The sequence below is a fragment of the Kribbella sp. VKM Ac-2566 genome, assembly GCF_004366005.1.
Classification (GTDB): Bacteria; Actinomycetota; Actinomycetes; order Propionibacteriales; family Kribbellaceae; genus Kribbella; species Kribbella pratensis.
In genome coordinates this window covers 787373-802486 of sequence record NZ_SODT01000009.1, presented here as the reverse complement: position 1 = coordinate 802486, position 15114 = coordinate 787373, and the positions used below count along the sequence as shown (strand labels likewise).

Here is a 15114-nt window from a genome sequence, read left to right as displayed (position 1 = left end):
CGGGTTTCAGACGCGGACCACGTTCGTCGCGGCGATCTTGTCGTGCAGCGCTTGCTTCTTGTCGTCCCACAGCGGCCAGAGGTAGTTGAGCAGCAGCGCGAGGGAGGCGAAGAGGCCGACCACCGGGATCGAGCCCGCCATGGTCAGCACCAGGAGGAGCGCAGATCGCTTCGCGGCGGCCCCGCGCGGCGGCTTGCCCGGCGCATCCCGCAGCCGGACCGCGATCCCCGTCGCCATCTTGCCGGGAGTGCGGCCCTTCGCGACCAGGAACAGGTACTCGTAGACGAACATGACCAGAGCCCCGAGCAGGGACGCCGGGATGGCCCACTTGAACACCTCGGGCGGCACGGAGACCGGAGTCGAGCTACCGGCACGAGCGGCGTCCAGCACGTCCTCCACCCAGGCGTTCATCACCTTGCTGGACTGGTAGTAGAAGTACCCGGTCAGCGGCAAGGCGATGAACCAGGCGAGGATCGAGTCGATGATGCGCGCGAACACACGGCGCCACCAACCGGACAGCATCTGACCGTCCGGGGTGGTGCCGGAACCCTGGGCCTGGTAGCCGAAGCCCTGGCTGCTCTGCGGGTACGCCGGGTAGCCGCCCTGCTGCGGGGCCTGCTGGCCGAACTGCGACGGTGACTGACCCGGCGACTGGGCCGATCCGCCGCCGTACACCTGTCCGTGCTCCGCGGTCTGCCCGTACTTCGGGAAGTCCTGCGTCTTCGGCTGGCCGAACTGCCCCTGGAACGGGGGTGGGCCCTCCTGCGGGCGACGCTGATCCGTCCAGGCGTTGCCGTCCCAGTACCGCTGCTGGGTCGGGTCCTCAGGGTCGTCGTACCAACCTGCTACTTGGGAGCTCACCGGGAGAGTCTTGCCTAAGTCCCGGTTCATTGGCCATCCGGTGACACGTACCGGACGTTGTCAGCTCGGCTGGCGGTCGATCGCGACGGCCAGCGCGGCGATCACGTCCGGCTTCCGCGGTGCTCCGCTGGCGCGCTTCACGACGGCTCCGGTGCTGTCGAGCACCAGCGTCGTCGGCGTACGCAGGATGTCGAGCCGGCGTACCAGCTCCAGGTGGGACTCGGCGTCCAACTCCACGTGACGTACGCCGTCGACCATGCCCTCGACCTCGGCGAGCGTCCGCCGCGTGACGCGGCACGGCGCACAGAACGCCGACGAGAACTGCAGCAGCGTCGCCCGCTCGCCCAGCTCCCCACCCAACTCCGCGGCCGTCACGCGCTCCACGTCGTCCTCACTCTTCCCGCGAAACCGCCCGTCGACCCAGGCCTTGAGCACACTGAGCCCCACGCCGGCCACTACTGCCGCGACGAGTACCCACAGGCCCAGGCTCACAGCTACCCACGGTACGTCGCGCCGTTCACGGTTCAACCGCCCGTTTCACGTGCTGAGAAGCACCTGCGGATCCACAGCGAGGCGGTGGACCGAACGCCCGGTCGGCCAAGGCAGGCAGTCGTCACCGTCGCCCGGGTACCGCGGGACCACGTGCAGGTGGAGGTGGTCGACACTGCGGCCGGAGCCGGGCCCACTGGCGTTCAGCACGCACACACCGGTCGCTCCGAGCCTGGCCACCATCTTCTGCGCGATGCGCTGAGCCAAGTCCATCACCAGAGTCAGGTCGCCCGGCTGCGCGTCCAGGAGACCTGCGGTGGTGTGACGCCGCGGCACAACCAGGGTGTGCCCCGGGGCGATCTCCTCGCCGGGCAGCGGGAGGAACGCGACCGCTGCGTCCTCTTTGGCGATCCAGCGGGCCGAGTCGGCAGAGATCAGGCCGCAGAAGACACAGGCATCCATCTGGTGATTGTGCTCCGGTCTAATGGAGCTGTGGAGAGTGGAGTGACTGTGCGGGCGGGGGTGGTGATTCCCGAGGCGGAGTTGGCGTGGCGGTTCTCACGGTCGAGCGGACCGGGCGGGCAGTCCGTGAACACCACGGACAGCCGGGTCGAGCTGAGCTTCGACGTGGCGGGTACGTCGGCGTTGAGCGACGTACTGAAGACCCGAGCGCTTGAGCGGCTCCAGTCGCGGCTGGTCGACGGGGTGGTGACGATCGCCGCGTCGGAGTACAAGTCGCAGTGGCGCAACCGCGAGGCCGCCCGGGAACGGCTGGCCGTGCTGATCCGGGAGGCGATCGCTCCGCCACCCCGGAAGCGGCGGCCGACCAAGCCGAGCAAGGGGTCCGTACGGCGCCGGCTCGACAACAAGAAGCGCCGCGGCGAGACCAAGCGGCTCCGCGGACGGCCGGACGACTGACTCGGCCCTCTGGCTGGATACGCTTGCGCGCGTGCAGGAAACGGGGAGCGGGGGGCAGGAACCGGAGGAGCTTCCGGAGTTCCAGGATCTGAAGGTGCGGGGCCGCTCGGTGCGGACGTGGGCGATCAGCGCCGGTGCTGTACTGCTGGTGATCTCGGCGGCCTTCGGCGGGCTGAAGAAGGCCGGTAACGAGACTCCGCAGGTGGACGCCGGTACCGCGATCGACACCGGCCAGTTCGAGGTCACCGTCCAGCGGGTCGTCACCGTGAAGGACCTGAAGCCGTTGTTCACCCCGGACGACGGCGGGGTGCTGATCGCGGTCGTGACCAAGCTCAAAGTCACCGACGACACCGGCACGAGACCTCCGTCGGACCTGATCCGGCTGATCGGCGTACCCGGGGTGCAGGACACCGACCCGCCACTCGGCACCACGAACCTCCGCGACGCGACCATGAGCCCGGTGCTCACCCCGGACGCCGCCGAGGACGTCGCGTACGTCTGGAAACTGCCGAAGGCGAGCCGGTTCCCGACCGAGGTCAAGCTGACCGTGCAGGGCTACAAGCACGAGGACGAGTCGATCCTCGACCACCACGAGAAGTGGCTGCCGGACAAGATCGCCGCCGAAAGCACAGTCGCGGTGAAGGCCAAATGACCGTACTGACCCGGAAGAAGCTGCTGAACGTCGGCCTCACGCTCGCCGTACTGGTAGCGATCGTCGGCCTGTACCGGTTCACGCCGACACAGCAGGACATCCAGCAGCCGACCTCCGTGAAGGGCATCGTCGGGCGCGCGGTGCAGACGCCGCGCTTCGACCTGACCGTCGACGACGTACGGGTCGGCAAGAAGCTCCGGATCCCGCATTCCACGCCGGACCGCGACTCGCTGACCGCCTTCGTGGTCGTCGACGCCGGCGTCACCGCGAAACGGGAGCCGATGCACATCTTCGGCGTCAAGATCCGGTCCGCCGACGGCATCACGTACCTCGGCTCCAACCGCAGCGGACTCGACCGGGTCGACCTGACCGGCACCGAGTTCGCGCCCGGCATCCCGGTCCGCGGCTCGTTCGTGGTCGAGATGCCCGCCGACAAGGTGCCCGGGGCAACATTGCTGGTGACGGAGAAGTCGATCCTGAACGACCTCGAGCCACAGGTCACCGTGCCACTCGGCGACGACGACCCTCAACTGCAGGACGTCGTCGACCTGACCGCAGCGACCGAAACATGAGTGGCGCGCGCCGGGCTCGCCGTGGGTGGCTCCGGAAGAACACGGCCGCGCTCGCGACGCTCGTGGTGGCGATCCCGCTCGCCGGGTGGTGGACCACGCGCAGCGACTACAAGTCCTGGTACAGCAACGAGCCGCGCGATCCCGTCACGGTCTCCGCGGGCGGTACGTCGTACAACGGAGCCACTTGGTACGCCGCCAGCGTCGAGGAGAACCCGCAGCCGTCCGAGAAGGGTCTCGATCAGGACGCGCTACCCGAAGGCACCACGCGGATCCGGGTGTACTTCCGGCTGCAGGTCGACGACCTGTCCGCGCTCGAAGGGCTCGGCGGCTGCCAGGTCCATCTGCGGGCGCCGGACGGCCGGATCTGGGACGAGACCAGGATCGCCGACGACTACCAGGATCGTCCGACCGGCTGCACTGGCGGCTCCGACGACAAGCCGTCGAGCTGGCGTGGCACCGCGGCGCCGTACTACCTGAAGCCGGTCGCCGGGAAGCCGTTCGAGACGGTCGCGGTGTTCGTCGTACCGTCGTCCGTCGCCGGCAGCGTGCAGCCGACGATCACGTGGGCTACGAAACTGCCTCAGTACCTGGCATTCCCGAGGTAGCGGCACTGAGGTCGGTGACACCGTGGTCGCCGGCCGGCTGCTCGTGGACCGCGCGGGTCCGCGGGGTCAGGTAGCCGGCCAGGCCGCCGATCATCCGGTCGTAGGCGGCGGCGAGCAGGCTGACCTGCAGCATGATCTTCAGGCCGTCGGTGATCAGGTTCAGTGGCTCGTCGATGACCTGCCAGAACTGCAGCGTGTGCGGTCCGAGGACCCACACCTTCAGGGCGATCCACACGCCGCTCGCGGCGAAGGTGACGACCGCCCAGGCCAGGAAGTATCCGAGCATCGGCCGCAGGCCGGAGCGGACCACCAGCCGGAACGCCTCCAGGACAGGGGTCCAGCGGTCCTTCCAGTCGGCCATCACCGAGTTCCCGGCGACGCGGACGATCCGCGGCGTCTGCTGCCAGCGGTGCGTGATGCGGTCGAACCGCCAGCGCGGCTTGTCGAGCTTCCGCACGACGCGGCCGTAGATGATCGCCGTCATGGTGATCCACATCAGCGGAAGCACCGCGGCGTCCCAGAGGTCGGCGATACCGGCGGAGAGGAACCCGGTGACCGCGTCCCAGACCTCACGGACCTGGTTGACGCCCAGCACGTGGTCGAGCACCCAGGTGTATCCGTCGTGCAGCCACTGCCAGACCTGGCGCTCCTTCAGCCAGGTCATCGGCGGCGGGATGACCGACGTGGCCTGGTACGCGACGACAAAGATCCACAGCGCCTCGAGGTACGTGACGAACAGCTTGCGGACCGGACCTTCCTTCTCCTTCCGCCACCTCTTGAACGCGAAGCGGAGCAGGTACGCCGTGACGCCCAGGCCGACGAACAACCAGGTGGACAGCGACTGCAGACCCTCCGACGGCTGCGGAACCGTACCGCCGCCGAGGATGGTGGCGGCGGTCTCGTTGACCTTGTGGACGGCCAGTTGGTACTCGTAGTCGAGCGCCTCGTTCTGCAGGAACTTGTAGGCGGCGTAGAAGGCCAGGAACGGGAGGAGCGCCGCAGCGAGCGCATCGAGCGCCCTGTGTTCATAGCCGGGCTCCACACCGTCCGGGGCAAGCATGCCCTCGGCTACTGCCCTGCGGTGGAAAGGCAGCTCTCCGCGGAGGACCAGGAACATCGTCACGTACATCGCCAGCGAGACGACTACGAGCAGCGCCAGTACAGCGATGCCGGCTGCCTCAGCTCTGGCGCCTGCCTGGACCGCTACCCACTGCAAGCCGCGGTGCGCCAGCTGGGCCACCAGAAACACCGCCAGAAGGCGCGGCCACGCCTTCCCGAACAGAACCCCCGCACGCCCCACCGTAGTGAGCAGCGTCCCCGACTCCATCGCCACGGCGACGAATGTACCCGGCGAGGAGTCCTAGTGCCTGGCCTTGTGCCTGTCCTTGTGCCCGGCCTTGCTCAGCCGCCGGCGAAGGGTGGGAGGGCGTCGACGAGGGCGCCCTGGGTGAGCGGTGTGCCCGGCTCGGCACGCTCGCCGTCCAGGAGGAAGGTGCAGATCGACAGCACCCGCGCCAGCTCCGGCCGGTCGGCCGACACCGTCGTGACCAGGTCGCGGATCGAGCCCGCCTCGGCGGTCGCCGACGACTCCCCGGCGGCCGAGCGTGCGGCAGCGAAGTACCTGATGGTCACTTCCGGCATCTGGTCCGCGCCTCACTAATCGGTTAAGTCTCGGCTATTATGTCAGCTTGCTGTTAGACCCAGTGTGTCCCAGGCCCCCGGCAACGACGCCGCCGGGGCCTGCCGTGCACGAGGCCCGGATCGCAGCCACCGGATCCGATGATCAGCACAAGGAGACAGCGTGAGCACGTTGCTTCTGCTGACGAACGCCCTGCAGGCCTCCACCGAGGTCCTGCCGTCGCTCGCTCTGCTCCCCCACCAGATCCGGATCCTGCCGACCGAGGTCTCCGCGCTGGTCGACGCGCCGGACGCCGACGCCGTGCTGCTCGACGCCCGCCGCGACCTGGTCGCCGTCCGGAGCGCCTCCCGGCTGATCCGCACGACCGGTATCGACGTACCGCTGATCCTGGTCGTCACCGAGGGCGGCCTGACCGCCGTCAACGCCGACTGGGGTGCGGACGACGTACTGCTCGACACCGCCGGCCCGGCCGAGATCGAGGCGCGGCTGCGGCTCGTCATCGGCCGTCTCGCCGCGACCCGCAACGACGAGCCCGAGTCCACGCTGATCCGGAGCGGCGACGTCGTGATCGACGAGGCGTCGTACACCGCGAAGCTCAACGGCCGGGCGCTCGACCTGACGTACAAGGAGTTCGAGCTCTTCAAGTTCCTCGCGCAGCACCCGGGCCGGGTGTTCACCCGGGAGCAGTTGCTCCAGGAGGTCTGGGGCTACGACTACTTCGGCGGCACACGGACGGTCGACGTGCACGTACGGCGCCTGCGCGCGAAGCTCGGCCCCGAGCACGAGGCCCTGATCGGCACCGTCCGGAACGTCGGCTACCGCTTCGTGGTCCCGCCGGCGCCCACATCGCGCGAGCCTGCCGAAGTGAAGTCCTGAGGTTGCTGGTCAGAAGAAGAACTTCAGCAGGGTGAAGGCGAGCGCGGCCGCCGTGCTGAGGGCCGCTTTCCATGACCCGACGCCCTGCCGGAACGCCGCCACGAACACCCCGACGGTGATCGGCACCAGCATCACCAGCAGGGTGACGCCGGCCGCGTGAACCCCGACGTGCGACTGCGCCGTCAGGATCAGCCCCACCACGAATGCCACCGTCAGCCCGAGCCAGCTGGTGATCTGCACCGGCCCGTCCGCGCTGCGATGCCCGCGATGCGAAGTCCTGGGAGCCCGCCGGTGCGAGGTCGGAGCAACGTGCGCCATCGCTCACCTTCCGTAAGTGCCTGAGCACGCAAGGTACCAGGATCACTGACGAGAAGAAAAAGCCGGTACGCCGCCTGGGAGGCGACGTACCGGCTCTCGTTCAGTCCACCGTTGCGGTCAGGAACCGACGGAGATGCGGTCGGTCGCGACCGGCGTGTACGGGTCGTGCGCGGTCAGGTAGTTGGCGAACGCGTCGATGTCCAGCCCACCGAAGAACTTGTTCGTCGCGGTGGTGAAGGCCGGGAAGCCGTCACCGCCGTCCGACAGGAAGTTGTTCGTGACGATGCGGTACGTCGTACCGTCGACGAGCGGCTGCCCGCCGATCTTGATCGAGCCGGCCACCACCTTCGAGCCCGCCGCGGCGGCCGGGTTCCAGGTGTAGGTGATGCCCGCGACCTGGAGCACCTTGAACTTCGGCGCGTCCGGGCCGTTCACTCCGGAGAACTGCTGCTCCAGCAGGGCCTTGATCTGCGTCCCGGTCATGTCCATCGAGACCAGGAAGTTGTTGAACGGCTGCACGCTGAACGCCTTGCCGTACGTGACCTCACCGTTGTTCGACGCCAGGTCCGCGCGGATACCGCCCGGGTTCATGAACGCCACGACCGGCGTCTTCCCTCCGGTCACGACGCTCGGGTCGGCGAGCTGCGCGTCGGCGATCAGGTTGCCCAGCGGCGACTCGAGCGAGTCGTCGGGTGTCCGCACCACCGACGGCGTGGTGAGGTGACCGATCACCTTGTTCTCGATCGGGGCGACGAGCTGCTTGTACTTCGCGATCAGGGCCGCCGTCTTCGGGTCCTGCACGACGTCCTGGGTGATGATCTGGTTGTTCGCCAGCGTGTTCACCCGGTCGACGTCGCCGGTCGCGTTGTCGATGCTCAACCGGACATCGGTCACCAGCCGGCCGAACGACGAGGCGCTGGTGACGAGGCGGGGGTTCTTGTCCTTGTCCGGCAGGGAGCAGTTGTACCCCTGGTGGGTGTGGCCGGAGATGATCGCGTCGATCTCCGGGTCCAGGCCGGCGTTGATGTCGACGATCGGGCCGGAGATACCCGGGCAGCTGTTGTACGCCTTCGCGTCGACCGGGAAGCCGCCCTCGTGCAGCAGCACGACGATCGACTCCACGCCCTTCTTCTTCAGCACCGGGACCAGCGCGTTCGCGGTGTCGACCTCGTCCTTGAAGGTCAGCCCCTCGACGCCGGCCTTGGTCACGATGTTCGGGGTGTTCTCCAGCGTCATACCGATGAAGCCGACCTTCTTGCCGTCCTTGAAAGTCTTGATCGTGTACGGCGCGAACAGCGTCTTGCGGGTGTTCTCGAAGAACACGTTCGCGGACAGGTACTTGTACTTCGCGCCTTCGAACGGGTGCGCCGCGTCCGGGCAGGAGTTCTGGTTGTTCGCCCCGTCGCCGTCCGGCAGGCAGCCGCCGGTCTGCATCCGGAGCAGCTCGTGCCAGCCCTCGTCGAACTCGTGGTTGCCCACCGACGCAGCCTCGAGTCCCATCCCGTTCAGCGCTTCGACCGTCGGCTCGTCGTGGAACGCGGCCGACAGCAGCGGCGAGGCGCCGATCAGGTCACCCGCGGCGACCGTCACCGAGTCCTGGCCCTTCGCCTCCGCGGCCGCCCGGAGCTGCTTCAGATGGGTGGCAAGGTACGCCGCGCCGCCCGCCGGGATGCCGTTGATGTTGCCGCTGGACCCCGTCGCGGGCTCCAGGTTGCCGTGGAAGTCGTTGATCGCGAGCAACTGGATCTGGCTGTGCGTCGGCTTCGGCTTGTTCGCCTGCGTCGCGTCCTGGGTCGCGGCTCCTGCCTGGCTCACGGATCCCCCCGCGGCCAACGCGAGCGCCACGGCCGTCCCGGTGACGAGCAGTCCGACCGCCCGCCGTCCCCCCAACCGTGCCCTGCCTCGTGCTGTGATGGCCATATCTACTCCGTCGTCTCGGTCACCGCTGTAGCGGTGCCGCGAAATCCTCCGCGGTTCCGGGAAAGTTACCCGTGACGACGCGCCCTCGCCAGGACCTGAGCATGAACTGAACCGGACCTTTTACGGTATTCAGGTGACCCTCGAAGCCGTACCCTCACCGTTGCCCTCGGCCACCGCCGCCGCCGTCACGGAACTCGCCCGCGCCGCAGCACACAGCGACGGCGTCAACCCGCTCTCCGAACGCACCCTCCTGCACCTCGACGGCGAACACCCCGGCGACGTCCACGTCCTCGCCTACGAAGGCGATCCGGGCACCATCGAGGTGAGCGGCCTGCAGAGCGCCCGCAACCTGGTCGGGTACGGCGCACTGTCCCCCGACGGCTCCGCCGAACTCTTCGTCACCCCATCCGCCCGCCGCCAAGGCTTCGGTACGGCGCTCCTCCGCATGCTCCTCGACCACGGTGGTGCCCGTATTCGTGTCTGGGCCCACGGCCGCCTCCCCGGTTCGGACGAACTGGCCCACCGCCTCAACCTCGAAGTCACCCGGGAGCTCTACTTCCTCCGCCGTACCAGGGCCGAGCTGCCAGAACCCGTCTGGCCCGACGGCATCGACGTACGGACGTTCGTCCCCGGCCAGGACGACGCCGCGTGGCTGAAGGTCAACGCGGCCGCCTTCGCCGACCACCCCGAGCAGGGCAGCTGGACCGCCGCCGACCTGGCAGAGCGCCTCCAGCAACCGTGGTTCGACCCCAACGGCTTCTTCCTCGCCGTCGACTCCACCACCGGCGCGATCGCCGGCTTCCACTGGACCAAGGTCGAAGACGGCATAGGCGAGGTGTACGTAGTAGGCGTCTCCCCCACCCACCAGGGCCAAGGCCTCGGCAAGGCCCTCACCCTCCAGGGCCTCCACCACCTCCAAACCACCCGAAACCTGGACCAGATAGTCCTCTACGTAGACGGCACCAACACGTCAGCCCGAGCCCTCTACAACACCCTGGGCTTCGAAACCGCCGCCCTGGACGTCCAGTACGCCCCCGCCTGACCCCCTGTGAACGACATCACAACGAAGTCACCCGCTCACTCCACGTCATAAACCCCGCCCAGCCCCGTCCCACCATCAACCAGGAGCCGTCCGAGCCTCTAACCCCCCAGCCGGACGGCTCCTGGCCCTCAAACCCGTTATCCACAACTGCATCTTTTGACATCGAACCCAGCCCCACCCCGCCGTTACGATCGTGTCGACTACGGAGGGCTGACAAACGTGACACACCGCAACAGGCCAACACTCGCGCTACTAGCCTGCCTAGCCGCTACCGCGCTACTCGCTTCCTGCACCCAAGCCAGCCCCGAAGCCGGCCACCCCAACACGGCCCCACCGGCACCCTCGTCTGGCAGTTCGCCCAGTGGATCGTCGCCTGCCGCGACGAGTAGCACGCCAGCAGTTCCACCGTCCCGGCCTACAGCCGCCGTTGGTCTCTCACTGGCCGCAGGTGAGGCCTTCGTCCGGCACTACGTCGACTTGATGAACTACGCCTCGCAAACCGGCGACGGTGCGCCCCTCCTCGCCGAGAGCGAGGCAGGCTGCGAGGGGTGTAAGCAGTACGCCGACTTCGCAGCAAAGATCAATGCTGCCAATGGCGGGCTCAGCGGTGATTATTTCGAGCGCGTAGCCGAGGTGACCGGACTAACTCGCGGGAAGAACAGCGACCGCCTGTTCGGCACCGCAGCAGTCACGATCGGCTCGTACACGACAAAGGACTCACCGACCGCGAAGCCGGTTACGAGCAAGCCGCGGAGCTACACCGAGAAGGTCGCGCTCTCTCCGAGCAGTGGCAACTGGGTCATGTACGAGATCAAACTCGAAGAGCGCCAGCCGTGAGCATCGGAAGAATTCTCGTCGTCGGTTCGCTCGTGGGGGCGAGCTTGCTGGCCACCAACGAAGCGGCCGCTGCGCCGGACGGCGTTCCGCACTTGGTGACGGTCGCCAGCTCAGCAACGAAGCCCAAGCCGAAGCCGAAGCCGACTGTGACCACCAGTCATTATCGAGAGAGCCTACGGCTGAAGGGCACGCAACGCACACAGGAATCTCGCACTGAGGACCCTCCCCCACCGAAGTCCGCGCGCAAGAAGCCCAGAATGCCGACGAGCAGTACACCGACGCGAGAAGAGCGGGCCAAGACCTCAGACGCAAGGCAAGAGCTGCGCATTCACGACGCCGGCTGCAAACCGACAGAAACGCAAGGCAAGGTAGAAGGGCCAAACGTTTGCACGCCCGACAAGCCGGATGAGCCGAAGCCCACTGAGCGCGCGATCGCACGTCGGATCGTGCGGCCGCAGCCGAAGGACGTGACTTGGGACCAGATTCGGTCGGAGGCGAAGGACCTGACCTTCCCAGGGCTCTCGGTGAAGGTGCAGCCTAATGGGCGGACGCTGGTGAATCTGGACACCATCGTCTACACCGACGACAGCAAGGTGTCGACCGCGACTGTCACCCTGCTCGGATTCCCCGTGGTCGTCGAGGCGACGCCGATCAGTTACACCTGGAACTTCGGGGACGGTAGCCCGGCGCTCACCACGAGCACGCCCGGCAAGCCGTACCCGTCGAAGGAGATCACCCACAAGTACATGAAACGTGGTGCCGTCGGGCTCACCCTGACGACCAGTTACGCCGCCCGTTTCAACGTTGCCGGCACCGGCTGGCAGTACGTCGCCGGCACGATTCCGGTGACCGGTCCGACCACCGCGCTCCAGGTGCGCGAGGCCATCCCCGTTCTCGTCGACCCCGGCCGCTGATTTCGTTCTCGCCAGGGGAACGCGGGTTGGGGAGGGTTTCTGCCTGGATTGGGTAGGAAATCCTCCCCAACCCCGACTCAGGAAGCGGGGCGCTCGGCGGACGGGCGGTTCTCCACGGGCGGCTAGTGGAGGGTTTGCCTTAGGTGGTTTGTGAGGTGGGTGTGGGCTTGGCGGGTTGCGCCGGGGACGGTTAGTAGGTTGGCGTGGCCGTGGGGGAGGGTCGGGTGGTGGGCGTGGGTCAGGTCGTTGCCGGCTTTGGTCAGGGCGGTGGCGTATTCGCGACCTTCGTCTCGGAGGGGGTCGAAGCCGGCGGTGGTGAGGTAGGTGGGTGGGAGGCCGGTGAGGTCTTCGGCGCGGAGGGGCGAGACGATCGGGTCGGGGCGGAGCGTGGGGTCGGGGGTGTAGAGGTCGCGGTACCAGATGATGTCCTCCTCGGTGAGGATGAAGCCCTCGGAGAAGAGGTCTCGGCTGGGGCGGCGCGCGACCAGGTCGACGGCGGGGTAGAGAAGGACCTGGAGCGCCGGCTGTGGGAGGCCGCGGCGTACCGTCTGCTGGGCGACGACGGCGGCCAGGTTGCCGCCTGCGCTGTCGCCGCCGACGGCTACCAGGCTGGGATCCGCGCCGAGGTCCTCGGCGTGGTCGACGGCCCAGGTGAACGCGGCGATCGCGTCCTCGGCGGCGGTCGGGGCGGGGGCTTCGGGGGCGAGGCGGTAGTCGACGGAGAGGACGCGTACGCCGGCATCGGCGGCGATCGCGCGGGACAGCGCGTCATGGGTAGCGAGGTCGCCGACCACCCAGCCGCCCCCGTGGAGGTACACCAGCAGCCCACGGCCCGCGTCGCCACGGGGGATGTAGAGGCGGGCCTCCAGCTGACCCGCGGCGCCGCGGACGGTCAGGTCGGTGACCCGGAGCATGTCGGCGGGGGTGCCGGTGATCAGTTTGCAGAGGTTGCGGAAGCGCGTCCTGGCGGTCGCCGCGTCGGTCTTGGTTGTGCGTGGCAACAGGTTGTCGATACGCAGGAGCAGCTGCACGTCGGGATCCAGGGTGGTGCCGTCGATCTGGATCGGGGCGCCGGCCAGCCGTCGGCGGACAGCGGCGGGCAGCGCGTACAGCGGGATGAGGGCGTTCGCTTGTGCGGCGGCCACCGTGTCACGCAGTACCGAGTCCAGTCGTAGGTTCACAAGGTGTGACGCTAGCAACCAGGGAGCAACCAGGTGCCCGAAACGGTCCCCGGAGCCGGTTGACGGACTTCGAAAAGGTCACATCCGGCAACGCGCGGACGGCTACCCGTTGTTAACCAAAGGGTGGGATGCTGAGCGGTGTGGCTGGAGACTTGCTGGCATCGCACAACAGGGAGTACGACGTTGAACCGCCGTACGACATCAGTGCGGTCGGTGACCTCCCCGCGGACCGGTTCTCCGACCGGGAACTGAGCTGGCTCGCGTTCAACCAGCGGGTCCTGGAGCTCGCCGAGAACGACCGGATCCCGCTGCTCGAGCGGGCCAAGTTCCTCGCCATCTTCGCCAGCAACCTGGACGAGTTCTACATGGTCCGGATCGCGGGTCTGAAGCGCCGGATCGCGGCCGGGGTCGCGGTGAAGGCGGCCAGCGGCCTGCTCCCCCGCGAGGTTCTCGACCGCAGCCTGGCGAGGAGCCGGGAGCTGATGGACCGGCAGGCGGAGACGTGGCGGAAGTCGGTGCAGCCGGCGCTGACCGAGCAGGGCATCGACATCCTGCGCTGGGACGAGCTGGAGCACAGCGAGCGCGAGGACATGACCCGGTTCTTCCGGGAGCGCGTGTTCCCGGTGCTGACGCCGCTGGCGGTCGACCCGTCGCACCCGTTCCCGTACATCTCCGGCCTGAGCCTGAATCTCGCGGTCGTGGTCCGCAACCCGGACACCGGCGGTGAGCACTTCGCCCGGGTGAAGGTGCCGCCGCTGCTGCCGCGCTTCGTGAAGGTCGCCGAGGGCCGGTTCGTGCCGCTCGAGGACGTGATCGCCACCCACCTCGGCCAGCTGTTCCCGGGGATGGAGGTCACCCAGCACCACACGTTCCGGGTGACGCGCAACGAGGACCTCGAGGTCGAGGAGGACGACGCCGAGAACCTGCTGGCCGCGCTCGAGAAGGAGCTGCTGCGCCGCCGGTTCGGTCCGCCGGTCCGGCTCGAGGTGGAGGAGTCGATCGATCCGCAGGTGAAGGCGCTGCTGCTGTCCGAGCTGGGCGTCACCGAGGCGGAAGTGTTCGAGCTCCCGGGCCCGCTGGACCTGCGTGGCCTGTTCACCATCGCCGGCCTGGACCGGGCCGAGCTGAAGTACCCCGCGTTCGTACCGTCGACGCATCCGCATCTGGCCGAGGTGGAGACCTCCAACCCGGCGGACATGTTCCACGCGCTCAAGCAGCGCGACGTACTCGTCCACCACCCGTACGACTCGTTCTCCACCAGCGTCCAGCGCTTCATCGAGCAGGCGGCCGCGGACCCGCACGTCCTGGCGATCAAGCAGACGCTCTACCGGACCAGTGGTGATTCCCCGATCGTCGACGCGCTCATCGACGCCGCCGAGGCCGGCAAGCAGGTGCTGGTCCTCGTAGAGATCCAGGCGCGCTTCGACGAGCAGGCGAACATCAAGTGGGCTCGTCAGCTCGAGCATGCGGGCTGCCACGTGGTGTACGGCGTGATCGGCCTCAAGACGCACTGCAAGCTGTCGCTGGTCGTCCGTGACGAGCCGGACGGTCTGCGCCGGTACGCGCACATCGGCACCGGCAACTACCACCCGAAGACGGCCCGGCTCTACGAGGACCTGGGCCTGCTGACCAGCGACAAGGTGGTCACCGAGGACGTCGCGCTCCTCTTCAACCACCTGTCCGGCTTCGGTCGCAGCGCCGGCTACCGGCGGATCCTGGTGGCTCCCCAGTCGGTACGGCGGGGGCTCCTCGATCGGATCGACCGCGAGGTGCAGCACCACCACGCCGGCCGCCCGGCGCGGATCCGGATCAAGGTGAACAGCCTGGTCGACGAGGCCCTGTGCGACGCGCTGTACCGGGCGTCACAGGCCGGCGTACCCGTTGACTTGTGGATCCGGGGCATCTGCACGATCCGGCCCGGCGTACCCGGTCTGTCGGAGAACATCCAGGTCCGCAGCATCCTGGGCCGATTCCTTGAGCACAGCCGGGTGTTCCTGTTCGAGAACGGCGGTGAGCCGGAGGTGTGGATCGGCTCGGCCGACCTGATGCACCGCAACCTGGACCGCCGGGTGGAGGTGCTGGTGCAGTTGAGGCAGCAGGACCACGTCAACGAGCTCGGTGAGATGTTCGACCTGGCGCTGGACGACGGCACCGGCTCCTGGTGGCTGCAGGCGGACGACACCTGGCAGGCGCGGCTCAGTGGGCCGGACGGTGAGCCGCTGCGGGACATGCAGGAACGGCTGATCGCAACCCGCGGGCGGCGGCGGGCGTCCGAACCGATCGGTTAGCC

General features: G+C 68.1%; 17 protein-coding genes. 9 read left to right on the top strand and 8 right to left on the bottom strand.

Annotated features, from left to right (window positions below):
• Nucleotides 1–6: 6 nt before the first annotated feature.
• Genes EV647_RS15330 through EV647_RS15320 form a run of 3 tightly spaced genes read right to left on the bottom strand, consistent with a single transcriptional unit; the run spans nt 7 to nt 1812 of the window.
• On the bottom strand, nt 7–861 hold the full coding sequence (locus EV647_RS15330) for an RDD family protein (RefSeq protein ID WP_166680336.1): 855 nt from the start codon (nt 859–861) through the stop codon (nt 7–9).
• 60 nt (nt 862–921) lie between these two features.
• On the bottom strand, nt 922–1353 hold the full coding sequence (locus tag EV647_RS15325; protein ID WP_131345096.1) for a thioredoxin family protein: 432 nt from the start codon (nt 1351–1353) through the stop codon (nt 922–924).
• A 45-nt stretch (nt 1354–1398) separates the two neighbouring features.
• The gene (locus EV647_RS15320; RefSeq protein ID WP_134003237.1) at nt 1399–1812 is read right to left on the bottom strand and encodes an HIT family protein; all 414 of its coding nucleotides are present in this window, start codon (nt 1810–1812) and stop codon (nt 1399–1401) included.
• Between the two features lie 42 nt (nt 1813–1854).
• On the opposite strand from EV647_RS15320, the gene arfB reads away from it, so the two are divergent.
• From arfB to EV647_RS15300, 4 genes are read left to right on the top strand one after another with little or no spacing between them, the layout of a single operon-like run.
• Nucleotides 1855–2268, top strand: a complete 414-nt coding sequence (arfB, locus tag EV647_RS15315; protein ID WP_238157124.1) for an alternative ribosome rescue aminoacyl-tRNA hydrolase ArfB — start codon at nt 1855–1857, stop codon at nt 2266–2268.
• 31 nt (nt 2269–2299) lie between these two features.
• On the top strand, nt 2300–2920 hold the full coding sequence (locus tag EV647_RS15310; RefSeq protein ID WP_134003235.1) for a hypothetical protein: 621 nt from the start codon (nt 2300–2302) through the stop codon (nt 2918–2920).
• A complete protein-coding gene (locus EV647_RS15305) occupies nt 2917–3492 on the top strand; it encodes a hypothetical protein (protein WP_134003233.1) in 576 nt (191 codons plus the stop codon). The genes EV647_RS15310 and EV647_RS15305 overlap by 4 nt, the downstream gene beginning before the upstream one ends.
• On the top strand, nt 3489–4097 hold the full coding sequence (locus EV647_RS15300; RefSeq protein ID WP_134003231.1) for a hypothetical protein: 609 nt from the start codon (nt 3489–3491) through the stop codon (nt 4095–4097). The genes EV647_RS15305 and EV647_RS15300 overlap by 4 nt, the downstream gene beginning before the upstream one ends.
• Here the strand turns inward: EV647_RS15300 and EV647_RS15295 are convergent.
• Entirely contained in the window at nt 4060–5424 is a 1365-nt protein-coding gene (locus tag EV647_RS15295) for a hypothetical protein (protein WP_238177276.1), read from the bottom strand. The genes EV647_RS15300 and EV647_RS15295 overlap by 38 nt on opposite strands.
• A 74-nt stretch (nt 5425–5498) precedes the next feature.
• Nucleotides 5499–5738, bottom strand: coding sequence for a MoaD/ThiS family protein (locus EV647_RS15290; RefSeq protein ID WP_133787192.1), 240 nt, complete (start codon nt 5736–5738; stop codon nt 5499–5501).
• A 160-nt stretch (nt 5739–5898) separates the two neighbouring features.
• On the opposite strand from EV647_RS15290, the gene EV647_RS15285 reads away from it, so the two are divergent.
• Complete coding sequence (locus tag EV647_RS15285) at nt 5899–6612, top strand: response regulator transcription factor (RefSeq protein ID WP_134003229.1); 714 nt, start codon at nt 5899–5901, stop codon at nt 6610–6612.
• 9 nt (nt 6613–6621) lie between these two features.
• Here EV647_RS15285 and EV647_RS15280 read toward each other — a convergent pair whose 3' ends face one another.
• Both EV647_RS15280 and EV647_RS15275 read right to left on the bottom strand, forming a co-directional pair.
• Entirely contained in the window at nt 6622–6930 is a 309-nt protein-coding gene (locus EV647_RS15280) for a hypothetical protein (protein ID WP_134003227.1), read from the bottom strand.
• A 117-nt stretch (nt 6931–7047) separates the two neighbouring features.
• Nucleotides 7048–8850: a bifunctional UDP-sugar hydrolase/5'-nucleotidase gene (locus EV647_RS15275; RefSeq protein WP_134003225.1), complete on the bottom strand. Its 1803-nt coding sequence runs from the start codon at nt 8848–8850 to the stop codon at nt 7048–7050.
• 133 nt (nt 8851–8983) lie between these two features.
• Here EV647_RS15275 and mshD point away from each other — a divergent pair, with 133 nt between their 5' ends.
• The 3 genes from mshD (at nt 8984) to EV647_RS15260 (ending at nt 11643) form a co-directional block, all read left to right on the top strand.
• Nucleotides 8984–9892, top strand: coding sequence for a mycothiol synthase (mshD, locus tag EV647_RS15270; protein ID WP_134003223.1), 909 nt, complete (start codon nt 8984–8986; stop codon nt 9890–9892).
• Nucleotides 9893–10111: 219 nt separating this feature from the next.
• Nucleotides 10112–10729, top strand: a complete 618-nt coding sequence (locus EV647_RS42990; RefSeq protein ID WP_238177226.1) for a DUF6318 family protein — start codon at nt 10112–10114, stop codon at nt 10727–10729.
• A 467-nt stretch (nt 10730–11196) separates the two neighbouring features.
• Nucleotides 11197–11643: a PKD domain-containing protein gene (locus tag EV647_RS15260; RefSeq protein ID WP_134003219.1), complete on the top strand. Its 447-nt coding sequence runs from the start codon at nt 11197–11199 to the stop codon at nt 11641–11643.
• Between the two features lie 122 nt (nt 11644–11765).
• On the opposite strand, the gene EV647_RS15255 is transcribed toward EV647_RS15260, so the two are convergent.
• Nucleotides 11766–12824 carry an alpha/beta hydrolase gene (locus tag EV647_RS15255; protein ID WP_238177225.1) on the bottom strand — a complete coding sequence of 353 codons (1059 nt, stop codon included), beginning with the start codon at nt 12822–12824 and terminating at the stop codon, nt 11766–11768.
• A gap of 128 nt (nt 12825–12952) precedes the next feature.
• Here EV647_RS15255 and EV647_RS15250 point away from each other — a divergent pair, with 128 nt between their 5' ends.
• Complete coding sequence (locus tag EV647_RS15250; RefSeq protein WP_134003217.1) at nt 12953–15112, top strand: RNA degradosome polyphosphate kinase; 2160 nt, start codon at nt 12953–12955, stop codon at nt 15110–15112.
• Nucleotides 15113–15114 lie beyond the last annotated feature (2 nt).